Source organism: Pseudomonas sp. App30 (assembly GCF_047947025.1).
GTDB lineage: Bacteria > Pseudomonadota > Gammaproteobacteria > Pseudomonadales > Pseudomonadaceae > Aquipseudomonas.
In genome coordinates, this window is sequence record NZ_CP133165.1 from 4217675 (window position 1) to 4238885 (window position 21211).

The following is a 21211-nucleotide window of genomic DNA, read 5'->3' on the forward strand; positions in this document are numbered from 1 at the left end:
CTCCGGTGTGCAATCGGGCCAGCGCAGCCTGCGGCAGCGGCTACGGGGTTGTGTGTCTACTCAGGTTTTATGCAAATTGCCACGCGCCAGGCGCAGCAGCGCCCGCGCCTTGTGCGTCAGTTTGCGCAGCCCCGTGCGCGGTTGATGCACCGGCGCCAGCCCCTGCTGGTGCAGCCAGTCCTTCCAGCGAATCCGCTCGTCGTGCACCACCCAGCCCTGCTGCTGGGCGAAGCTTTCGGCCAGGTGCACGCCGCGCGTGCTGGCCGGGTGTAGCTGGCCTTTCTTTAGCGTGTACAGCTCGGCGGCCGGCTTGCCGTCGTCCACCGGCATCAGGTACAGGTCCGGCTTGCTGCGGTCCAGCCGCGCCACCAACTGGTCATTCTCCAGCCGCTCGTCGACGTGGAACAGGCTCAGCGACTTCACTTCCTTCGGCACTTCCAGGCGCAAGTCGTACACCAGCTGCAGCGACGCCGTGGGCAGGTGCACGTAGGCGCGTGGCCGCTCGATCAGGTTCAGGCTGCCGGTGCGCACCGGCAGCGCCGCGCCGGACAGCGGCCGCAGCTTGAACGGCATTTTCTCGCGGTAGTGCAGGGCGCCGGTGTAGGGCGTGGGCAGCCAGGTGTCGTTGAATTTGCCGACCAGCCAGCCTTCGCTGGTTTCCAGCAGGCATTCCTCGGCCACCTCCTGGATGGCGGTAAGCAATGGCAGGTTCAGCTCGTGGGCCGGCACGTAGCCGGAGATCAGCTTGAGCACCACGTCGCCGCGGTCCTGGCGGCGCTGGCGGACCAGAATCCAGTAGTCGCGGTTCTGCCAGGTCAGGGTCAGGCGCACCGACACGCCCAGGTTGGCCAGCTCCAGGGAGAAGCGCTGGGGGTCTTCGACGGCCACCTGGCGGCGGCGCTGCAGGGTCTGCGCGAAGTTCAGCGGCATGCCGATGCTCTGGTAGCTCAGGCCTTCGGGCGTGGCTTCGACGAACAGCGGCAGGGTCTTGAAGTTGCTGGGGTTTTTTCTTATCAGGGTACGCGGCATGTCGGCTCCTCCTTGCGTCGGGGTCGGCCGCGTGGGCGGCTCCGTATGTGTCAGCTCCCGCGTATCACAGCGGCTGCGGTGGCCACGTTGTGGGCCAGGTGCAACGGGTTGATGGTGCCGACAATAGCACTGGCGACACCAGGGTGGGCGAACAGCAGCTCGAAACTGGCGCGCACCGGGTCGGTGCCCGGGCTCAGGCAGGCGTGGCCGCTGGCCAGGGCCTTCTTCACCAGGATGGCCTTGCCGTGCGTGGCAGCGTAGTCCAGCACCGGGCGTTCGCCCTGTTCGTTGAGATTGTAGGTGACCATGGCGCAATCGCCGGCCTCAAGCGCTTTCAGGCCGCCGGCCACGGTCTTGCCGGAGAAGCCGAAGCCGCGGATCTTGCCTTCCTGCTTCAGGCGCGCCAGGGCTTCGTACACCCCGGTCTGCTCGAGAATGGCCAGGTCGTTGCCATCGGAGTGCACCAGCACCAGGTCGATGAAGTCGGTTTCCAGGCGCTTGAGGCTGCGTTCCACGGAGAAGCGCGTGTGTTCGGCGCTGAAGTCGAAGCGGGACTGGCCGGCCTCGAACTCTTCGCCCACTTTGCTGACAATCACCCAGTCCTGGCGCTGGCCGCGCAGCAGCGGGCCCAGGCGGGTTTCGCTGGTGCCGTAGGCAGGCGCGGTGTCGATCAGGTTGATGCCCAACTGGCGCGCCTGGTCCAGCAACTGGCGCGCCTGCGCGTCGTCGGGAATGGTGAAGCCGTTGGGGTATTTCACCCCCTGGTCACGGCCCAGCTTGACGGTGCCCAGGCCCAGCGGCGAGACGCTGAGGCCGGTGCTGCCCAGCGGGCGGTGCAGGTTGTGCAAGGTGGCGACGGTCATGGCAGCAGCTGCTGCCAAGGGGTCTGGCCCATGGGCGGGCGGGGCAGGGCCGGCAGCGGTGCGTGGCTGCCCGGCATGATGCCGGCGCCTTCCAGGCTGGCGATGACCCGGTCGGCGAAGTCCGGCGCCAGGGCCAGCTTGGTCGGCCAGCCCACCAGCAGCGCGCCCTGTTCGGCCAGGAAGGCGTTGTCGGGACGCACCAGGCCGGACTGTGCCGGCTCGGCGCGGTCCACGCGCAGGGTGGCCCACTGCACTTGGCTGAGGTCGACCCAGGGCAGCAGTTGCCCCAGTTCCTTCTGCGCGGTGGCGATCTGCTCGGCCGGCGAGCGGGCCACGCCATCGGCCTCGGCGATGTCGCCGCCCAGGTACCACACCCACTGGCCATCGGCCGCCGGGTGGGTAGTCACGGTGATGCGGGGCTTGGTGCCACCGCCCAGGCAGTGGGCGTACAGCGGCTTGAGGCTGGCGCCCTTGGCCAGAATCATGTGCAGCGGCCGGCGTTGCATGGCCGGCTGGTCCACGCCCAGGCTGGCCAGCAGCTCGGCAGTGCCGGCACCGGCGCTGAGCACCACGCGCTGGGCGCGGATCTCGCGGCCGTCGACGCGCAGGCCGGCCAGCTGGCCGTTGTCCAACAGCGGTTCCAGGCGTTCGCCGGCCAGCAGGCCGTCACCGCCCAGTTGCGCCAGGCGCTCGATTACGCCGGGGGTGTCGATGACCAGTTCGGCCAGGCGGTAGACCTTGCCCTTGAAGGCCTTGTCCTGCAGCGCCGGCGGCAGCTCGTCGCCCTTGACCTGGTCGACGCGGCCACGCACGGCCTTGCTGGCGAAGAAACTGGTGAGGTTGCCCGCGATAGTGCCCGGCGACCACAGGTAATGGGCCTGGGACAGCACGCGCACGCCGCTCAGGTCCACCTCGCCGGTGCCGGCCAGGGCCTCGCGCCAGCGCCGCGGCATGTCGGCGATGGCCTCGCTGGCGCCCGTCAGTGCACCGTGCAGCGCGTACTTGGCGCCGCCATGGATGATGGCCTGGGACTTGAGGCTCTGCCCGCCGCCCAGGCTGGCGTTTTCCACCAGCACGGTCGAATAGCCCAGGCGCCGCAAGCGGGCGTTGAGCCACAGGCCAGCGATGCCGGCGCCGACAATCAGCACGTCAGTGGAAATAGCGGAAGACATCAAGCAACCTCACAGGCGAAAACAGACCCGCAGTATACAGACTCAGTGCCCGGCGGTTTTCGAGAACAGCTGGATCACCACCACGCCCAGCAGGATCAGGCCCATGCCGGCGATGGCGGGCATGTCCAGTTTCTGCCCGTAGACCACCAGCGCGGCGATGCTCACCAGCACGATGCCCATGCCCGACCAGATGGCGTAGGTCACGCCGACGGGAATCACCCGCACCACCAGGATCAGCATCCAGAACGCGATGGCGTAGCCGCAGATCACCAGGATCAACGGCAGCGGGGTGCTCAGGCCCTTTACGGCTTTCATGCTGGTGGTGGCGATGACTTCGCAGCAGATGGCGATAGCGAGGAAGTAGTAGGCAGTCATGTGTGAACCCTCTTGAGATGGCTCGCATTCTAGAGGCTGGGCAGATGAGGTAAAGTGAATACCTATCGCTATTGGAGATAGGTTGCCATGGGCATCCAATGGAATCTGGAGCAGATCCAGTTGTTCGTGCAGGTGGCCGAGCAATGCTCGTTTTCCGCCGTGGCGCGGCAGCAGGGCCGTGCCCAGTCGGCAGTCAGCAGCGCGATTGCCCTGCTCGAGGACGACCTGGGCGTGAGCCTGTTCAACCGCAGCAGCGGCCGCCAGCCGCAGCTCACCGAGGCGGGCAGGGCGCTGCTGGAAGAAGCCCGGGAGCTGCTGCGCCAGTGCGAGCGCCTGGACGGCCGCGCGCTGGCCCTGCACCGCGGCCAGGAAGCGCAGCTGCGCCTGGCCCAGGACGAGGCCATGCCCTACCAGCCGGTGCTCGACAGCCTGGAGAAGCTGGCGGGCCGCTACCCCGCGGTGGAAGTGCAACTGGCCAACAGCGCGCCGGGCGACGTGGCGCGCAAGCTGGTGGAGCGCCGTGCCGACCTGGGCTTGCTGTTTCACCATGAGCACATGCCCGCCGCGCTTGAACGCCGCGCCCTGGGCAGCGTCGAGATGGTCACCGTGTGTTCGGTCGACCATCCGCTGGCCAGCCACGCCCACGTCAGCCGCCAGCAGTTGGCCCGGCACCGCCAGCTGTTGGTGGCCCTGGAAAGCAGCCGCTACCCCGGCGGCGACCCCATCAGCCCGCAGATTTGGCGCGCCGACAGCTTCTACGTGATGGCCGAGCTGCTGATGCGCGGCCTGGGCTGGGCCTGGCTGCCGCGCCACGTGGTGCAGTACCCGGCGTACCAGCAGCAGATGGTGGAGCTGAACAGCGAATGGGTGCCGCCGGCGCTGGTGGTTGAACTGGTGTGGCGCCGCGACGAGCCACTGGGCCCGGCCGCGCGCTACCTGGCCGAGTGCTTTACCTGGCACCTGCGGGCCATTGGTTAAGCGGCCGCGCTGCTAGTAAACTCCGCCGCCATGAACAGAACTCTCTATACCCTGCTGTTTCACCTGGGGCTGCCACTGGTAGCGTTGCGGCTGTGGCTGCGTGCACGCAAGGCGCCGGCCTATGCCAAGCGGATCGGCGAGCGCTTCGCGCGCAACCTGCCAGCCATGCGCACCGGCGGTATCTGGGTGCACGCGGTGTCGGTGGGCGAGAGCATCGCCGCCGCGCCGATGATTCGCGAACTGCTGCTGCGCCACCCCGAGCTGCCGATCACCATCACCTGCATGACCCCTACCGGGTCCGAGCGCATCCAGGCGCTGTTCGGCAATGAGCCACGGGTACAGCATTGCTACCTGCCGTATGACCTGCCGTGGGCGGCGGGGCGTTTTCTGGATCATGTGCAGCCACGCCTGGCGGTGATCATGGAAACCGAACTGTGGCCCAACCACATTCACCAGTGCGCCCTGCGCGGCATCCCGGTGGCGCTGGCCAACGCGCGGTTGTCGGAGCGTTCGGCGCGTGGCTACGCGAAGTTCGCCAAGCTGACGGCGCCGATGCTGGCGCAGATGAGCCTGATTGCGGTGCAGACCGAGACCGAGGCCGAACGCTTCCGCCAGCTGGGCGCACGGCCTGAGTGCGTGCAGGTGACCGGCTCGATCAAGTTTGACCTGAAGGTCGATAGCCATCTGTTGGAACGTGCTGCTGCGCTGCGCCAGGCATGGCAGGCCAGCGGCCGGCCGATCTGGATCGCCGCCAGCACCCACGAGGGCGAGGACGCCATTGTCCTGGCGGCCCACCGTCAGTTGCTGGCCCTGCATGGCGACGCCTTGCTGATCCTGGTGCCACGGCACCCGGAACGCTTCAACAGCGTGTTCGAGCTCAGCGTGGGCCAAGGGTTTGCCAGTGTGCGCCGCTCCAGTGGCGAGGTGGTGGGCGCGCAGCACCAGGTGCTGGTCGGCGACACCATGGGCGAACTGCTGTTTCTCTATGCCCTGGCCGACAGCGCTTTTGTCGGCGGTAGCCTGGTGCCCAATGGCGGCCACAACCTGCTGGAACCGGCGGCACTGGCCAAGCCAGTGCTAAGTGGGCCACATGTGTTCAACTTTCTGGAGATTGCGGCGATGCTGCGCCAGGCCGATGCGTTGATCGAGGTCGATGATGCGGCGGGGTTGGCAGAGGCGGTACGCAAGTTGATCGAGCTGCCGCAGGATGCCCGGCGCATTGGCCAGGCGGGGTTGGCGGTGATGCAGGCCAACCAGGGCGCGTTGGAGCGGTTGTTGGTTGGCCTGAGCAAATTGTTGCGCCCATGACGCGGCCTGGCGGCCGCTGCTACAGGGCTATTTCTTCACAGGCTTGAGTAACTCCTGCGCAGCCTTGGCCAGGTCCGGCGGCAGGAAGTCCTTGTCCGGGTTGTAGTCAGGCTTCAGCCAGCGCGCCAGGTCCTGCAGATCCTGTGGGCTGAGTGTCCCGGCGGCCTGCTTCAAACGCAGGTTGTCGAGGATGTAGTCGTAGCGGCTGTTGTTGTAGTCGCGCACCGACGAGTACAGCTGCCGCTGCGCATCCAGCACGTCGACGATGTTGCGCGTGCCCACCTGGTAGCCGATCTCGGTCGCCTCCACCGCGCTCTGGTTGGAGATGATCGACTGCTTGCGCGCCTGCACCTGTTCCACGTCGGTGTTCACCGCGCGGTGCAGGTTGCGGGTGTTCTCCACCACCTGGCGGCGCAGGCCTTCGCGCTGCTGCTCGCTCTGGCTCAGGCGCTGGTAGGCCTCGCGCACCTGGGAGCTGGTGAGGCCGCCGCTGTACAGCGGGATGTTCACCTGCAGGCCCACCGTGCGCTGTTCCACGTCACCGTGGTAGGTCACGCCGGGGAACGGGCTGGGGTTGCTGAAGCCCAGCAGGTCGTTGTCACCTTTCTCGTATTTGGCCACCGCGTCCACCGTGGGGGCATGGCCGGCCTTGCGCTGGCGCAGGGTTTCCTCGGCGCTGGTGACGGCGAAGGCGCTGGCCTGCAGGTTGAGGTTCTGCTGCGAGGCGGTCTCGACCCAGGTCTTGGCGTCGTTGGGGCTGGGCGGCAGCACCGGCAGGGTATGCACCACGCCCTGCACCGAGTTGTAGTCGCGGTTGGTCAGCGTCACCAGGGCCTCGAAGGCGTCGTCCACCTGGCGCTGGGCGAGGATGCGGTTGGCGCGGGCGGTGTCGTAGCTGGCCTGGGATTGCAGCACGTCGGTCTTGTCCGACAGGCCCACGTTGAAGCGCTCGTTGGACTGGTCGAGCTGGCGCTTGAACGCCGCTTCCTCGGCCTTGGTGGCGGCCAGGGTGTCCTGGGCGCGCAGCACGCTGAAATAGTCCTCGGCGGTCTGCAGGATCAGGTTCTGCTCGGTGGCTGACAGCTGCAGGGCCGCCTGTTCGTTCACGGCCTTGGCCGCCTTGAACTGGAACCAGCGGTCGGCGCGAAATATCGGCTGGCTGAGCGTGGCCTGGTAGCTGGTGCCGCTGCGCGTGGTGGTCTGCGCCGGCTCGTCGAGCTGGGTGCGCACGTTGGTGATGTCGCTGCCGGCCGACAGGTTGGGCAGCAGCCCGGCGCGGGCCTGGGGCACCACTTCGCTCTGGGCGGCGTAGTCGGCGCGGGCGGCGGCCAGGTCGGCGTTGTTGTTCACGGCTTCCTGATACACGCTGACCAGGTCGGTACGGCTGGCCAGTGGCGCAATCTCTGCTGCCTGTAACATTGCGTTGAACGCACCTGACACCGCAATCGCCAGTGCAATTTTGCGCAGCATGATTCAATCCTTGTAATTAAACGCTGTGCGAGTGTAGTTGCACGGGCGTGCTGCAACAATCCGGCATATCCGCCATTTATCCAGCACCATCACACAACCCTTGGCGTTTTGCCTGCCGCGCGTCTAGACTGACTGGGTTCTTGTCGGGGTGCCTTGAGTGAAAGGCTGAGATCGGTTAATCCGGATCCCGTTGAACCTGATCAGGTTAGCGCCTGCGTAGGGAACAAGATTTCTCGTCCTCCCGGCGAGTCCTCTTGTGCTTCGTCCGGGAAATTGTTCATTTTGTGAGCAGTTTGCGACGGCCAAAGCACAGCACCGCCCCAGGTGCAGTCCGTGCCTTTTCAGGTTCCACTCCCGACATTCCACTGCTGGATGCTGTCTGGAGAGCCTGTGATGAGTAAACAAGAAAAAAACCTTGCCCACCTGAGCGAATCGGCCCAGGTCGACGCGCAATCGGTACAACCGTTCACCCGTTCGCAAAAAGTCTATGTGCAGGGCTCGCGCCCCGACATCCGCGTGCCCATGCGTGAAATCAGCCTGGACGTGACGCCCACTGACTTCGGTGGCGAGATCAACGCCCCGGTCACCGTGTATGACACCTCCGGCCCCTACACCGACCCCAACGTGGTGATCGACGTGCGCAAGGGCCTGGCCGACGTGCGTTCGGCGTGGATCGACGACCGTGGCGACACCGAGCGCCTGGACGGCCTGAGCTCTCACTTCGGCCAGCAGCGCCTCAACGACGAAGAACTGACCAAGCTGCGCTTCGCCCACGTGCGCAACCCGCGCCGGGCCAAGGCCGGCGCCAACGTCAGCCAGATGCACTACGCGCGCCAGGGCATCATCACCGCCGAGATGGAATACGTGGCCATCCGCGAGAACATGAAGCTGGCCGAGGCCCGCGCTGCCGGCCTGCTGAAAGAACAGCACAAGGGCCACAGCTTCGGCGCCAGCATCCCCAAGGAGATCACCGCCGAGTTCGTGCGTGAAGAGATCGCCCGCGGCCGCGCCATCATCCCTGCCAACATCAACCACACCGAGCTGGAGCCGATGATCATCGGCCGCAACTTCCTGGTGAAGATCAACGGCAACATCGGCAACAGCGCCCTGGGCTCCTCCATCGAGGAAGAAGTGGCCAAGCTGACCTGGGGCATCCGCTGGGGCTCGGACACGGTGATGGACCTGTCCACCGGCAAGCACATCCATGAAACCCGCGAGTGGATCATCCGCAACTCGCCGGTGCCCATCGGCACCGTGCCGATCTACCAGGCGCTGGAGAAGGTCAACGGCGTGGCCGAGGACCTCACCTGGGAGCTGTTCCGCGACACCCTGATCGAACAGGCCGAGCAGGGCGTGGACTACTTCACCATTCACGCCGGCGTGCTGCTGCGCTACGTGCCGCTGACCGCCAAGCGCGTCACCGGTATCGTCAGCCGCGGCGGTTCGATCATGGCCAAGTGGTGCCTGGCGCACCACAAGGAGAACTTCCTCTACACCCATTTCGACGAAATCTGCCAGATCATGAAGGCCTACGACGTCAGCTTCTCGCTGGGCGACGGCCTGCGCCCCGGCTCCATTGCCGACGCCAACGACGAAGCGCAGTTCGGCGAGCTGGAAACCCTCGGCGAGCTGACCAAGATCGCCTGGAAGCATGACGTGCAGTGCATGATCGAAGGCCCGGGCCACGTGCCCATGCAGTTGATCAAGGAGAACATGGACAAGCAGCTGGAGTGCTGCGACGAGGCGCCGTTCTACACCCTGGGCCCGCTGACCACCGACATCGCGCCAGGCTACGACCACATCACCTCGGGTATCGGCGCGGCGATGATCGGCTGGTTCGGCTGCGCCATGCTCTGCTACGTCACGCCCAAGGAGCACCTGGGCCTGCCGAACAAGGATGACGTGAAGACCGGCATCATCACCTACAAGATCGCCGCCCATGCCGCCGATCTGGCCAAGGGGCACCCCGGCGCGCAGATCCGCGACAATGCCCTGAGCAAGGCGCGCTTCGAGTTTCGCTGGGAAGACCAGTTCAACCTGGGCCTGGACCCGGATACCGCGCGCGCCTACCACGATGAAACCCTGCCCAAGGACTCGGCCAAGGTGGCGCACTTCTGCTCCATGTGCGGGCCGAAGTTCTGCTCGATGAAGATCACCCAGGAAGTGCGCGAATACGCGGCGAACCAGAAGATCGAGGCTGTGGATATCTCCATGGAGGAGGGCATGCGCGAGCAGGCCGCGCGCTTCAAGCAGGAAGGCAGCCAGCTGTACCAGAAGGTCTGACACTGCGTTGAATCTTCACGAATAACTGTGGGAGCTGGCTTGCCAGCGAGCTTTTCGGCGGCTTTGAAAAGCTCGCTGGCAAGCCAGCTCCCACAGTCCCAATGTGCATAACAACCCATCTCCTCCGAGATCCAAATTGAACACACCCAGCCATTACTCCCCGGACGTTGCCGTCCCTTCCTCCCAGCGCGTGTTCGGCGCGCGGGACCTGTTTTCCCTGTGGTTCTCCCTGGGCATCGGCCTGATGGTGCTGCAGACCGGTGCGCTGCTGGCGCCGGGCCTGGGCCTGTCGGGTTCGTTGCTGGCGATTCTGCTCGGCACCGCGGTAGGCGTGGTGCTGCTGGCCGCCGTCGGCGTGATTGGCAGCGACACCGGCCTGTCGTCCATGGCCGCCTTGCGCCTGAGCCTGGGCCAACATGGCGCCGCGCTGCCGGCGCTGCTCAACCTGCTGCAGCTGATCGGCTGGGGCGCGTTTGAAATCATCGTGATGCGCGACGCCGCCAGCCTGCTCGGCGCGCGGGCGTTTGGCGAGGGCAGCGCGCTCACCCAGCCGATGCTCTGGACCCTGGTGTTCGGTGCCCTGGCCACCTTGCTCGCGGTCAGCGGCCCGCTGACCTTCGTGCGCAAGTTTTTGCGCAAATGGGGCATCTGGCTGCTGCTGGCCGCCTGCCTGTGGCTGACCTGGAACCTGTTCGCCAAGGCCGACCTGGGCGCCCTGTGGGCCAAGGCCGGCGACGGCAGCATGAGTTTCGCGGTGGGCTTCGACATTGCCATCGCCATGCCGCTGTCCTGGCTGCCGCTGATCGCCGACTACTCGCGCTTCGGCCGTGCGGCCAAGGGCGTGTTCGGTGGCACCGTGCTGGGCTTCTTCATCGGCAACTTCTGGCTGATGAGCCTGGGCGTTGCCTACACCCTGGCCTTCGCGCCGAGCGGCGAGACCAACGCGCTGCTACTGGCGCTGGCTGGCGCCGGGCTGGGCATCCCGCTGCTGCTGATCCTGCTGGACGAGTCGGAAAACGCCTTCGCCGACATTCACTCGGCAGCGGTGTCCACCGGCCTGCTGGTGCGCCTGAAGGTCGAGCACCTGGCGCTGGCCATCGGCATCGTCTGCACGCTGATTGCCTGCTTCGCGCCGCTGGCGCAGTACCAGAACTTCCTGCTGCTGATTGGCTCGGTGTTCGCGCCGCTGTTCGGCGTGGTGCTGGTGGACCACTTCATCCTGCGCAAGCGCAGTGCCCAGGCCCCGGCCGTGCCGCTGCGCTGGACCGCGCTGGTGGCCTGGGTGGGCGGCATCGCCACCTACCACGTGCTGGCCAACCTCTACCCCGAGGTCGGCGCTACCCTGCCGTCACTGCTGCTGGCCGGGGTGCTGCACGCGGTGCTGGCGGCCTTCAGCCGCGGCCGGGAAACAGTGCCGGCTTGATCACGCCATTGAGCCGCTGGTAGTCGACCTTGATCTCGGCCTGCCCCAGCGCATAGGGGGCGATGGTGTTGACGTCATACTTGAGGATGATGCCTGCCGAGGTCAGGGCGATGTGCGTGGTGTGCTTGAACGGCCAGTCCTTGACGAACTTGGGGTCGCTGGCCAGGCCGTTGTCCACCAGCCAGCCGCGGTGGGCCTCTTCCGCGGCCTTCCAGAACGCCGGTTCTTCGCCGGGCACCAGCATGTCCGCCAGCGTCAGCACCTTGTGCTGCTGGCGCGACCAGTTGATGAAGTCGCGGCCGGGGACGCCCTCGGGCGCGCCGGTGTCCAGGTAGCTCGACACCTCCACGATCACCAGCCCGTCATGCTGGTCGCGTACCTTCGATTGCAGGTAGCTGCCGTAGCGGTTGGGCGCGTGGGCCAGGAAGCTGTCTTCGTAGGCTTTCAGGGAGGTGGGCAGCGGCGCGTCGGCGTCGGTGCGGGTCAACTGCAGCATGCCGCGTTCCATGATCGGGTCGAGGGCCGGCTCGCCAGGGAAATGGATCACGTCCAGGTTGAACAGCGGGCAGTCCGGCGCCGTGCAGCCAGGCTTGGTGTGCTCGAAGGCGTCGCGGCGGGTGTCCAGCGGTTTGTTCATGCTCGGCTGAAACAGGCTTTGGCAGGCGCCCAATGTCAGGGCCACGGCGGCCATGGACGTGAATTTCAGAAGCGACATGGTGTTCCTTGACGGTCAGGAAGGGGGTTGCGGGCAAATGTTGTCGTGCTTCGACTCTCGGCATCGCCTTCAGTTCGCCACTAAGCTCAATAGTAACGGGCTGGGGCCCTGCCGCCTATCTTGCCGGGCGCGAATGGCGGTTCAAAGGGGCTGCAAAGCGCTGGCATCGCAGTTAGGATGGCGCGAAGCTGCACGGACGATGACGAGGTTTTACATGACAGACAGGGCACAGCCGACCAAGGTCGAGATCCTCAAGCGCGAGAACTGCTACAAGGGGTTCTACCAACTGGACCGCCTGCACCTGCGCCATGAGCTGTTCGATGGCGGCACCAGCAAGGACATGACCCGCGAAGTGTTCGTGCGCCACGACGCCGTGTGCGTGCTGCCCTACGACCCCAGGCGCGACGAAGTGGTGCTGCTGGAGCAGTTCCGCGTCGGTGCCATGTTGAAAACTGCCAACCCTTGGCTGGTGGAGATGGTTGCCGGTCTGATCGACAAGGCCGAGCAACCGGAAGAAGTTGCGCACCGCGAGGCCGAGGAGGAAGCTGGGCTTGTGCTGCAGTCGCTCTGGCCGATCACCAAGTACTTCCCTTCGCCAGGCGGCAGCACCGAGTTCGTGCATCTGTACCTGGGGCACTGCAGCAGCGAAGGCGTGGGCGGCCTGTTCGGCCTGAAGGACGAGAACGAGGACATCCGCGTCACGGTATGGGCGTTCGAAGACGCCCTGCAGGCCGTGCGCGATGGCAAGATCATCAACGCGGCAACGATCATCGCCCTGCAGTGGCTGGCGTTGAACCGCGAGGAAGTCAGGGGGCTGTGGAAGTGAACCTGTTGCGCGACCGCTACCGTGTCGACCTGGTCGGCCTGCAGGCAGCCTGCGAGGCAAACTACGCGCGCCTGATGCGCCTGTTGCCGAACATGCGCCATGAACAGCATTCGCGCAAAGTGGCCATGACCCAGGGCGAGCAGATGCTGGGCGTGCTCACCCTGGAGGTGCTGCTCGCCTGCCCCTACACCACCACCCTGCGCGTGCGCCAGGAGCACAGCCTGCCCTGGCTGCCGGTGCCGCAGCTGGAAGTGCAGGTCTACCACGACGCGCGCATGGCCGAAGTGGTCAGCGCCGAACACGCCCGCCGCTTCCGCAGCGTGTACCCGTACCCCAACGCCAGCATGCACCAGCCCGACGAGAAGGCGCAGTTGAACCTGTTCCTGGGGGAATGGCTGAGCCATTGCCTGGCGTGTGGGCATGAGTATGAGTATGTGCGCTGACCCAGCGCGTCGGGTCAGCCCTTGGTCGCCTTCAGGGCTTTTTTGAATGCCTTCAGGTCGGCGGCAGCGAACATAAGGTTTCTGCCTACCGTTGAAGTTGGCGTCAGCAGGTTTCTTGCCAAGTAGCGCCGAAAAGTAGATGCCGAGACCTCCAGGAAATCTGCAGCTTCAGAGCTGGTCAGGCCGCTTTCGTACAGGTGGCCGAATACTTCTTCGTGGCTGTGGTCCCCTTGGTCCTGGAATATATTCTCTGAAAGCAGCATGAAGAAGCGCTGGCGTTGCGGCAGCGGAAGCTGTTTCAGGCTCTGTATCAGTTCTTCCGCGGTGTTGGCGGTGATCGTCATGGCTGGTACCTCAATGCTTCAAATAGCTTTTGAGCATGTCGTAAAAGTTTTCGTGGGTTCCCACCTGATAAAACTCGATGCTGAGCAGCTCGACTTGGCTTGCCGAGCGCTTATCGGTCGAGGGCATAAGGCGGTAGGCAATGAGATATTCCTGCCGATGGAATTTGAACTTGTAGACCCTGATGCCCGACAAGTCGCCTGTCTTTTCTGTGCCGCTATAAGGCTCATCGCATATGCAATCGACGGCCATATCAATGGCCAGGCCGAGGGCGCGATGCGCTTTTTTGACGAATTGTCTAAAGGGTGTTTTGTACACCCGCGTGTAGTTCATCAATGGCTCGCTTGATCTGATATTTGTTCATTTATGACTTCATGTCAAGTCGGTGTTGGAGGCTGTTTTCACCGCCTGCCTAGCCATTTCAAGGCCGCAGCTATCGTAGTCCGAGGAGGGAAGGGGGGAGGTAATGGTCTTGTTTCTGTATGTAAGGTGCCGGGTATTTCGGCGTTCGCTACGATTTTTATTTCAGATGTGAGCCACATCCCGCCCCTGCGTTTGCCCCCTGCCCGCATCCCCACCATAATCCTTGCTGGTACCCCCTGAAGGAGACGGCCTTGCCGAGCGCACCCACCCCCACCACCGACGAAGCCGTGCTGCTGGTGCAGATTTCGGACAGCCACCTGTTCGCCGACGTCGACGGCGCCCTGCTGGGCCTGAAGACCGCCGACAGCCTTGCGCGGGTGGTCGAGAAGGTGCTGGCCGAGCAGCCGCGCATCGACCTAGTGGTGGCCAGCGGCGACCTGTCCCAGGACGGCAGCCTGGAGTCTTACCAGCGCTTCGAGGCGCTGACCGCGCCCATCCAGGCGCCCAAGCGCTGGTTCGCCGGCAACCACGACGAGCCGTTGCCGATGGAGCAGGCCGCGCAGGGCCGTGACTACCTGCAACCGGTGGTCGACCTGGGCAACTGGCGCATCACCCTGCTCGATTCGTCGGTGACCGGGTCGGTACCGGGTTACCTGGCCGACGACCAGTTGCAGCTGTTGGCCCAGGCCCTCAGCGAGGCCCCGGAGCGCCACCACCTGATCTGCTTCCACCACCACCCGGTGTCCATCGACTGTCCATGGATGGAACCCATCGGCCTGCGCAACCCCCACGCGCTGTTCGAGGTGCTCGACCGCTTCCCCCAGGCCCGCGCGCTGCTGTGGGGCCACATCCACCAGGACTTCGAGCGCGAGCGCAACGGCGTGCGGCTGATCGCCTCGCCGTCCACCTGCATTCAATTCAAGCCAGGCAGCGAGGATTTCGCCCTCGACGAACTGGCGCCGGGGTACCGGTGGTTGCGTCTGCTGCCGGACGGGAAGATTGAAACAGGGGTCTCGCGGCTGGAAGGCTTCGAGTTCACCCCGGACATGGCCGCCGAAGGCTACTGACCCTGTAGCAGCGGCCGAAGGCCGCGTCCGCTGGCAACGCAGCGTGCTAGAGGCAGCAGTTCGAGGCGGTGACGCAGCCTGGCGGCAGCTGCTACGGGGGCGGAATATATTGTTGCCAATTGCCTGAACCTGCCTAAACGTCACCAAGGCGCTGTAAACTGGGCGCCTTTTGCAAGGGAGGTGTCGGCGTGACGGGTTCCATTCTCTATATCCACGGTTTGAACAGCGCGCCGGCGTCGAAGAAGGCCAGCACGCTCACCGAGGTCATGCAGCGCATGGGCCTGGAAGGGCAGCTGCGGGTGCCGGCGTTGCATCATCACCCACGCCAGGCTATTGGCCAGTTGGACTCGGCCATCGCCGAGCTGGACGCGCCCTTGCTGGTGGGAAGCTCGCTGGGCGGCTACTATGCCACTCACTTGGCCGAGCGCCACGGCCTCAAGGCATTGCTGATCAACCCGGTGGTCAACCCGCACCGTCTGTTCGACGGTTTCCTCGGCACCCAGCAAAACCTGTATACCGGTGAGAGCTGGGAACTGACCCTGGACCACGTGGACGCCCTGGCCGCCCTGGAAGTGGCGGCCCCGCAAGACCCCCTGCGTTATCAAGTGTGGCTGCAGACGGCCGATGAAACCCTTGATTACCGCCAGGCCGAGCGTTTCTACCGGGCCTGCGCGCTGCGCATCCAGGCCGGCGGCGACCATGGCTACCAGGGCTTCGGCGCGCAGCTGCCGAGCCTGCTGAATTTCGCCGGGATCGAGCCCGGGCTGTACCGCGGCATCGATTTTGCCCAGCTTTGAGCTGTTTATTTTTCATGAACGACTGACGACGAGAACCCATGGCCAATCCCAGCGCTAGCTCTTATAACGCAGACGCCATCGAAGTCCTCTCGGGCCTCGACCCGGTGCGCAAACGCCCGGGCATGTACACCGACACCACGCGGCCGAACCACCTCGCCCAGGAAGTCATCGACAACAGTGTCGACGAAGCGCTGGCCGGCCACGCCAAGTCGATCCAGGTGATTCTGCACGCCGACCACTCGCTGGAAGTAAGCGACGACGGCCGCGGCATGCCTGTGGATATCCACCCCGAAGAGGGCGTGAGCGGCGTCGAGCTGATCCTCACCAAGCTGCACGCCGGCGGCAAGTTCTCCAACAAGAACTACCAGTTCTCCGGCGGCCTGCACGGCGTGGGCATCTCCGTGGTCAACGCCCTGTCCAACCAGGTGCGGGTCAAGGTCAAGCGCGACGGCAACGAGTACCAGATGACCTTCGCCGATGGCTTCAAGGCCACCGACCTGGAAGTGATTGGCACCGTGGGCAAGCGCAACACCGGCACCAGCGTCTACTTCGCCCCGGACCCGAAATACTTCGATTCGCCGAAATTCTCGGTCAGCCGCCTCAAGCACGTGCTCAAGGCCAAGGCCGTGCTGTGCCCGGGCCTGTCGGTGACCTTTGAAGACAAAGGCACCGGCGAGAAGGTCGAATGGCACTACGAAGACGGCCTGCGCTCCTACCTGGTGGACGCGGTCACCGAATTCAGCCGCCTGCCCGACGAGCCGTTCTGCGGCAGCCTGGCCGGCAACAAGGAGGCGGTGGACTGGGCGCTGCTGTGGCTGCCCGAGGGCGGCGACAGCGTGCAGGAAAGCTACGTCAACCTGATCCCCACGGCCCAGGGCGGCACCCACGTCAACGGCCTGCGCCAGGGCCTGCTGGACGCCATGCGCGAGTTCTGCGAGTTCCGCAACCTGCTGCCGCGCGGCCTGAAGCTGGCGCCGGAAGACATCTGGGAACGCATCGCCTTCGTGCTGTCGATGAAGATGCAGGACGCGCAGTTCTCCGGCCAGACCAAGGAACGCCTGTCCTCCCGCGAGGCTGCGGCCTTCGTGTCCGGCGTGGTCAAGGACGCCTTCAGCCTGTGGCTCAACGCCCACCCCGAGCTGGGTATGCAGCTGGCCGAACTGGCCATCAGCAACGCCGGCCGCCGCCTGAAGGCCAGCAAGAAGGTCGAGCGCAAGCGCATCACTCAGGGCCCGGCGCTGCCGGGCAAGCTGGCGGACTGCGCGGGCCAGGACCCGATGCGCTCCGAATTGTTCCTGGTGGAGGGTGACTCCGCCGGCGGCTCGGCCAAGCAGGCGCGGGACAAGGAATTCCAGGCCATCCTGCCGCTGCGTGGCAAGATCCTCAACACCTGGGAAGTGGACGGCAGCGAAGTGCTGGCCAGCCAGGAAGTGCACAACATCGCCGTGGCCATCGGCGTCGACCCGGGCGCCGCGGACATGAGCCAGCTGCGCTACGGCAAGATCTGCATCCTCGCCGACGCCGACTCCGACGGCCTGCACATCGCCACCTTGCTGTGCGCGCTGTTCGTGCAGCACTTCCGCCCGCTGGTGGACGCCGGCCACGTCTACGTGGCCATGCCGCCGCTGTACCGCATCGACCTGGGCAAGGAGATCTACTACGCCCTGGACGAGGCCGAGCGCGACGGCATCCTCGACCGCCTGGTGGCCGAGAAGAAGCGTGGCAAACCCCAGGTCACCCGATTCAAGGGCCTGGGCGAGATGAACCCGCCGCAGTTGCGCGAAACCACCATGGACCCCAACACTCGCCGCCTGGTGCAGTTGACCCTGGGTGACTTCGAGGACACGGCGAAGATCATGGACATGCTGCTCTCGAAGAAACGCGCCGGCGACCGCAAGACGTGGCTGGAATCCAAGGGCAACCTGGCCGAGGTGCTGGCCTGATGCGGCACGCGTTGGCAGCGCTGCTGCTGACCGTGTTGCCGCTGTTGGCGCACGCCGCGCCAGTGGAGCAGCTCAAGTTGCTGGCCGAGCACCCGGTGGACGGGATGGTCGGCGGCAACCTGTCGGGCATCGCCGCCTGCGGCGACCGGCTGTGGACGGAATCGGACCGCGACGACGGCATCATCTACCGGCTCGACACCCGTGACACCGTGTGGAAGGCCGAGAACGTGCTCATCGACGTGCCGCCGCCACCGGCCGACACCGGCCTGCCGATGATGCTGCGCGCCACAGCCCATGCGGCCGCGGTGATCCGCGGCGGCATTCTCGACTTCGAAGGCATCAGCTGTGACGCCCAGGGCAACCGTTACCTGGTCAGCGAAGGCTTTGCCGCCGTGCTGCAGGTGCCCGTGGACGGCAAGCCGAACTGGCTGAAGATCGACCCGGCGATAATCCGCGAAGCCAACGCCAAGGGCATGCTGCGCCACTTCAACGCCATCTTCGAAGGCCTGGCCATCAATGCCGCCGGCGACCACCTGTGGTTGGCCGCCGAGCGCCAGCACCGCGGCCTGCTGTCGGTGTACAAGCAGGCTGACGGCACTTGGGGCTGCAAGGGCGGCTGCATCCTGCTGAACGAGGGTGGCACCGAAATGCAGCCCGACAAGCTGCCCAAGCCGCACCTGGTGGCTCGCGACTTCGCCGACCTGTCGCTGTACAAGGGCAAGCTGTACACCCTGGAGCGCAACATCTACCAGATCTGCCGTCGCGACCTGCAGACCGCCAAGGTCGAGCACTGCTGGTCGTTCGCCGACGAGGCGCTGCTGCCCAACCGCCAGTATTCCCAGGAATACGGGCTGGCCGAAGCGCTGATCGTCGACGACACCGGCGCCTGGGTGGGCATCGACAACAACGATGGCGCCCGTGCCGACGGTGAGGTGCGCCCCATCGTCTGGCGCTTTGCCGCGCCCGCAGGCGGCTGGAACGCTGCCCCGTGAGCACGCAACCTGCCGGCAAGCGCGCCGGGCGGATCTTCCTGATCCTGGCCTGGGCTGCGCTGCTGTTCCTGGCCACGCGGTTCTTCGGGCATTTCCAGCAGGCCCGCGAGAACCCCAACCCGGTGGTGGCCAGCGAGCACGGCCAGGGTTACATCGAGGTGCGCCTGGCCAGCAACGGCCAGGGGCACTTCGTGGCCAGCGGCATGATCAACGGCACGCCGGTACAGTTTATGCTCGACACCGGCGCCACCGACGTGGCGGTGAGCAAGGCCCTGGCCGAACAGCTGAAGCTGCCCTACGGCTATCCGATCACGGTGAACACCGCCAACGGCCAGGCCCAGGGCTATCGCACGCGGCTGGCCAGCCTGCAATTGGGCGACATCGTCCTCAAGGACGTACGCGCCGTGGCCATCCCCGACATGGATGGCGACCAGGTGCTGCTCGGCATGAGCGCCCTGAAACAACTCGAATTTTCCCAGCGCGGCGGCACCATGCTGCTGCGCCAGACTACACAATGATGAGGCCCGCATGAGCGACTCCCTTGATCTCAGCCTGGACGGCGTAGAACGCCGCTCGCTGGCTGACTTCACCGAACAGGCCTACCTCAACTACTCCATGTACGTGATCATGGACCGGGCCCTGCCGCACATCGGCGACGGCCTCAAGCCGGTCCAGCGTCGTATCGTCTACGCCATGAGTGAGCTGGGGCTGGATGCCGATTCCAAGCACAAGAAGTCGGCCCGTACCGTGGGTGACGTGCTCGGTAAATTCCACCCGCACGGCGACTCGGCCTGCTACGAAGCCATGGTGCTGATGGCGCAGCCGTTCAGCTACCGCTACACCCTGGTGGACGGCCAGGGCAACTGGGGTGCGCCGGACGATCCCAAGTCGTTCGCAGCCATGCGTTACACCGAGGCGCGCCTGTCGCGCTATTCCGAAGTGCTGCTCAGCGAGCTGGGCCAGGGCACCGCGGACTGGGTGCCGAACTTCGACGGTACCCTCGATGAACCGGCCGTATTGCCGGCGCGTTTGCCGAACATCCTGCTGAACGGCACCACTGGCATCGCCGTGGGCATGGCCACCGACGTGCCGCCGCACAACCTGCGCGAAGTGGCCAGCGCCTGCGTGCGCCTGCTCGACGAGCCAAAAGCCACGATCGAACAGCTGTGCGAGCACATCAAGGGGCCTGACTACCCCACCGAAGCGGAAATCATCACCCCGCAAAGCGAGCTGCTGAAAATCTACGAGACCGGCCGTGGCTCGGTGCGCATGCGTGCGGTGTACCGCATCGAGGACGGCGACATCGTCGTCACCGCGCTGCCGCACCAGGTGTCCGGCGCCAAGGTGCTGGAGCAGATCGCTGCGCAGATGCAGGCCAAGAAGCTGCCGATGGTCGCCGACCTGCGTGACGAGTCGGACCACGAGAACCCGTGCCGCATCGTCATCATCGCCCGTTCCAACCGGGTGGACCTCGACGAGCTGATGCAGCACCTGTTCGCCACCACTGACCTGGAGTCCACCTACCGGGTCAACGTCAACATCATTGGCCTGGACGGCCGCCCGCAGCTGAAGAACCTGCGCGCGCTGCTGCTGGAGTGGCTGGAATTCCGCATCAACACCGTGCGCCGCCGCCTCAAGTTCCGCCTGGACAAGGTGGAGCGCCGCCTGCACCTGTTGGAAGGCTTGCTGGTGGCGTTCCTCAACCTGGATGAAGTTATCCACATCATCCGCACCGAGGAACACCCCAAGGCCGCGCTGATCGCCCGCTTCGACCTGACCGAGACCCAGGCCGAATACATCCTCGAGACCCGCCTGCGGCAGCTGGCGCGCCTGGAAGAGATGAAGATCCGCAACGAGCAGGACGAGCTGGCCAAGGAACAGGCCAAGCTGCAGGCCCTGCTGGGCAGCGAGAGCAAACTGCGCAAGCTGGTGCGCAGCGAACTGATCAAGGACGCCGAGACCTACGGCGACGACCGTCGCTCGCCGATCGTGGCTCGCGCCGAGGCCAAGGCCCTGTCGGAAAACGAGCTGATGCCGACCGAGCCGGTCACCGTGGTGCTGTCGGAGAAGGGCTGGGTGCGTTGCGCCAAGGGCCACGACATCGACGCCACTGGCCTGTCCTACAAGGCCGGCGACGGCTTCAAGACCGCCGCCATGGGGCGCTCCAACCAGTTCTCGGTGTTCATCGACTCCACTGGCCGCAGCTATTCGGTGGCGTCGCACACGCTGCCGTCGGCCCGTGGCCAGGGCGAGCCGCTGACCGGGCGCCTGACACCGCCGCCAGGCGCCGCCTTCGAGTGCGTGCTGCTGCCCGACGACGATGCCCTGTACGTGATTGCCTCGGACGCCGGCTACGGCTTCGTGGTCAAGGGCGAAGACCTGCAGGCCAAGAACAAGGCCGGCAAGGCCCTGCTCAGCCTGCCCAACGGCGCCAAGGTGCTGGCCCCACGGCCGGTGCCGGACCGCGAGAACAACTGGCTGGCAGCGGTCACCACCGAAGGCCGCCTGCTGGTTTTCAAAGTGGCCGACCTGCCGCAGCTGGGCAAAGGAAAGGGCAACAAAATCATCGGCATTCCCGGTGAACGCGTGGCCAGCCGTGAGGAATACGTCACTGATTTGGCGGTGATTTCCGATGGCGCAACGCTTGTATTGCAAGCCGGCAAGCGTACATTGTCGCTCAAGGGCGAGGACCTCGAGCATTACAAGGGCGAGCGCGGGCGGCGCGGCAACAAGCTGCCGCGTGGTTTCCAGCGAGTGGATGCCCTGTTGGTGGAAAACGCCGGCTGACGCGATGGTGCTGTCTGGGAATCACTCCCAGACAG

20 protein-coding genes and 1 riboswitch are annotated in these 21211 nt (G+C 65.5%); of the genes, 12 read left to right on the forward strand and 8 right to left on the reverse strand.

Translation table 11 applies throughout. From position 1 onward, the window contains the following. Positions 1-60 precede the first annotated feature (60 nt). Genes RAM80_RS19665 through RAM80_RS19680 form a run of 4 tightly spaced genes read right to left on the reverse strand, consistent with a single transcriptional unit; the run spans position 61 to position 3439 of the window. On the reverse strand, positions 61-1029 hold the full coding sequence (locus tag RAM80_RS19665) for a metal ABC transporter ATPase (RefSeq protein ID WP_416422118.1): 969 nt from the start codon (positions 1027-1029) through the stop codon (positions 61-63). A 50-nt stretch (positions 1030-1079) separates the two neighbouring features. Then, positions 1080-1892, reverse strand: a complete 813-nt coding sequence (locus RAM80_RS19670) for an aldo/keto reductase (protein WP_416422119.1) — start codon at positions 1890-1892, stop codon at positions 1080-1082. Beyond that, on the reverse strand, positions 1889-3064 hold the full coding sequence (locus RAM80_RS19675; protein ID WP_416422120.1) for an NAD(P)/FAD-dependent oxidoreductase: 1176 nt from the start codon (positions 3062-3064) through the stop codon (positions 1889-1891). The genes RAM80_RS19670 and RAM80_RS19675 overlap by 4 nt, the downstream gene beginning before the upstream one ends. 42 nt (positions 3065-3106) lie before the next feature. Beyond that, on the reverse strand, positions 3107-3439 hold the full coding sequence (locus tag RAM80_RS19680) for a DMT family transporter (protein WP_416422121.1): 333 nt from the start codon (positions 3437-3439) through the stop codon (positions 3107-3109). Between the two features lie 87 nt (positions 3440-3526). Between RAM80_RS19680 and RAM80_RS19685 the strand changes: the two genes are divergently transcribed. Then, the gene (locus tag RAM80_RS19685) at positions 3527-4417 is read left to right on the forward strand and encodes a LysR family transcriptional regulator (RefSeq protein WP_416422122.1); all 891 of its coding nucleotides are present in this window, start codon (positions 3527-3529) and stop codon (positions 4415-4417) included. A 30-nt stretch (positions 4418-4447) separates the two neighbouring features. Next, positions 4448-5725: a lipid IV(A) 3-deoxy-D-manno-octulosonic acid transferase gene (gene waaA / locus RAM80_RS19690; protein WP_416422123.1), complete on the forward strand. Its 1278-nt coding sequence runs from the start codon at positions 4448-4450 to the stop codon at positions 5723-5725. Positions 5726-5752: 27 nt separating this feature from the next. On the opposite strand, the gene RAM80_RS19695 is transcribed toward waaA, so the two are convergent. Then, positions 5753-7195 carry a TolC family outer membrane protein gene (locus tag RAM80_RS19695; protein WP_416422124.1) on the reverse strand — a complete coding sequence of 481 codons (1443 nt, stop codon included), beginning with the start codon at positions 7193-7195 and terminating at the stop codon, positions 5753-5755. Positions 7196-7329: 134 nt separating this feature from the next. Continuing rightward, positions 7330-7435: riboswitch (TPP riboswitch) on the forward strand. A gap of 153 nt (positions 7436-7588) precedes the next feature. On the opposite strand from RAM80_RS19695, the gene thiC reads away from it, so the two are divergent. Continuing rightward, entirely contained in the window at positions 7589-9478 is a 1890-nt protein-coding gene (thiC, locus tag RAM80_RS19700; protein ID WP_416422125.1) for a phosphomethylpyrimidine synthase ThiC, read from the forward strand. Between the two features lie 136 nt (positions 9479-9614). After that, entirely contained in the window at positions 9615-10901 is a 1287-nt protein-coding gene (gene cytX / locus RAM80_RS19705; protein WP_416422126.1) for a putative hydroxymethylpyrimidine transporter CytX, read from the forward strand. Here the strand turns inward: cytX and RAM80_RS19710 are convergent. Then, entirely contained in the window at positions 10870-11616 is a 747-nt protein-coding gene (locus tag RAM80_RS19710) for an RsiV family protein (RefSeq protein WP_416422127.1), read from the reverse strand. The genes cytX and RAM80_RS19710 overlap by 32 nt on opposite strands. Positions 11617-11830: 214 nt before the next feature. Between RAM80_RS19710 and RAM80_RS19715 the strand changes: the two genes are divergently transcribed. Together RAM80_RS19715 and RAM80_RS19720 are read left to right on the forward strand one after the other, a co-directional pair. After that, positions 11831-12442 (forward strand): NUDIX domain-containing protein, encoded by a 612-nt coding sequence (locus RAM80_RS19715; protein ID WP_416422128.1) that lies wholly within the window; start codon positions 11831-11833, stop codon positions 12440-12442. Then, positions 12433-12885 (forward strand): DUF1249 domain-containing protein, encoded by a 453-nt coding sequence (locus tag RAM80_RS19720; RefSeq protein ID WP_416422129.1) that lies wholly within the window; start codon positions 12433-12435, stop codon positions 12883-12885. Before RAM80_RS19715 ends, RAM80_RS19720 begins: the two co-directional genes overlap by 10 nt. A 14-nt stretch (positions 12886-12899) precedes the next feature. Here the strand turns inward: RAM80_RS19720 and RAM80_RS19725 are convergent, their stop codons facing one another. Further along, positions 12900-13229, reverse strand: coding sequence for a helix-turn-helix domain-containing protein (locus RAM80_RS19725; RefSeq protein WP_416422130.1), 330 nt, complete (start codon positions 13227-13229; stop codon positions 12900-12902). A gap of 10 nt (positions 13230-13239) precedes the next feature. Beyond that, complete coding sequence (locus RAM80_RS19730) at positions 13240-13560, reverse strand: type II toxin-antitoxin system RelE/ParE family toxin (protein ID WP_416422131.1); 321 nt, start codon at positions 13558-13560, stop codon at positions 13240-13242. 281 nt (positions 13561-13841) lie between these two features. Between RAM80_RS19730 and cpdA the strand changes: the two genes are divergently transcribed. From cpdA to parC, 6 genes are all read left to right on the forward strand, one after another. Then, positions 13842-14657 carry a 3',5'-cyclic-AMP phosphodiesterase gene (gene cpdA / locus RAM80_RS19735; protein ID WP_416422132.1) on the forward strand — a complete coding sequence of 272 codons (816 nt, stop codon included), beginning with the start codon at positions 13842-13844 and terminating at the stop codon, positions 14655-14657. A 188-nt stretch (positions 14658-14845) separates the two neighbouring features. Beyond that, complete coding sequence (locus RAM80_RS19740) at positions 14846-15454, forward strand: YqiA/YcfP family alpha/beta fold hydrolase (RefSeq protein WP_416422133.1); 609 nt, start codon at positions 14846-14848, stop codon at positions 15452-15454. Positions 15455-15492: 38 nt separating this feature from the next. Then, on the forward strand, positions 15493-17397 hold the full coding sequence (gene parE / locus RAM80_RS19745) for a DNA topoisomerase IV subunit B (RefSeq protein WP_416422134.1): 1905 nt from the start codon (positions 15493-15495) through the stop codon (positions 17395-17397). Continuing rightward, the gene (locus tag RAM80_RS19750; RefSeq protein WP_416422135.1) at positions 17397-18389 is read left to right on the forward strand and encodes an esterase-like activity of phytase family protein; all 993 of its coding nucleotides are present in this window, start codon (positions 17397-17399) and stop codon (positions 18387-18389) included. The genes parE and RAM80_RS19750 overlap by 1 nt, the downstream gene beginning before the upstream one ends. Beyond that, positions 18386-18907 (forward strand): retropepsin-like aspartic protease family protein, encoded by a 522-nt coding sequence (locus tag RAM80_RS19755; RefSeq protein WP_416422136.1) that lies wholly within the window; start codon positions 18386-18388, stop codon positions 18905-18907. The genes RAM80_RS19750 and RAM80_RS19755 overlap by 4 nt, the downstream gene beginning before the upstream one ends. 10 nt (positions 18908-18917) lie before the next feature. Further along, entirely contained in the window at positions 18918-21176 is a 2259-nt protein-coding gene (gene parC / locus RAM80_RS19760; RefSeq protein ID WP_416422137.1) for a DNA topoisomerase IV subunit A, read from the forward strand. Positions 21177-21211: the final 35 nt, after the last annotated feature.

Excerpts from the sequence above, each read along its gene's own strand:
- RAM80_RS19665 (WP_416422118.1), bottom strand. The coding sequence starts at position 1,029 with ATGCCGCGTACCCTGATAAGAAAAAACCCCAGCAACTTCAAGACCCTG.
- RAM80_RS19670 (WP_416422119.1), bottom strand. The coding sequence starts at position 1,892 with ATGACCGTCGCCACCTTGCACAACCTGCACCGCCCGCTGGGCAGCACC.
- RAM80_RS19675 (WP_416422120.1), bottom strand. The coding sequence starts at position 3,064 with ATGTCTTCCGCTATTTCCACTGACGTGCTGATTGTCGGCGCCGGCATC.
- RAM80_RS19680 (WP_416422121.1), bottom strand. The coding sequence starts at position 3,439 with ATGACTGCCTACTACTTCCTCGCTATCGCCATCTGCTGCGAAGTCATC.
- RAM80_RS19685 (WP_416422122.1), top strand. The coding sequence starts at position 3,527 with ATGGGCATCCAATGGAATCTGGAGCAGATCCAGTTGTTCGTGCAGGTG.
- waaA (WP_416422123.1), top strand. The coding sequence starts at position 4,448 with ATGAACAGAACTCTCTATACCCTGCTGTTTCACCTGGGGCTGCCACTG.
- RAM80_RS19695 (WP_416422124.1), bottom strand. The coding sequence starts at position 7,195 with ATGCTGCGCAAAATTGCACTGGCGATTGCGGTGTCAGGTGCGTTCAAC.
- thiC (WP_416422125.1), top strand. The coding sequence starts at position 7,589 with ATGAGTAAACAAGAAAAAAACCTTGCCCACCTGAGCGAATCGGCCCAG.
- RAM80_RS19710 (WP_416422127.1), bottom strand. The coding sequence starts at position 11,616 with ATGTCGCTTCTGAAATTCACGTCCATGGCCGCCGTGGCCCTGACATTG.
- RAM80_RS19715 (WP_416422128.1), top strand. The coding sequence starts at position 11,831 with ATGACAGACAGGGCACAGCCGACCAAGGTCGAGATCCTCAAGCGCGAG.
- RAM80_RS19725 (WP_416422130.1), bottom strand. The coding sequence starts at position 13,229 with ATGACGATCACCGCCAACACCGCGGAAGAACTGATACAGAGCCTGAAA.
- RAM80_RS19730 (WP_416422131.1), bottom strand. The coding sequence starts at position 13,560 with ATGAACTACACGCGGGTGTACAAAACACCCTTTAGACAATTCGTCAAA.
- parE (WP_416422134.1), top strand. The coding sequence starts at position 15,493 with ATGGCCAATCCCAGCGCTAGCTCTTATAACGCAGACGCCATCGAAGTC.
- RAM80_RS19750 (WP_416422135.1), top strand. The coding sequence starts at position 17,397 with ATGCGGCACGCGTTGGCAGCGCTGCTGCTGACCGTGTTGCCGCTGTTG.
- parC (WP_416422137.1), top strand. The coding sequence starts at position 18,918 with ATGAGCGACTCCCTTGATCTCAGCCTGGACGGCGTAGAACGCCGCTCG.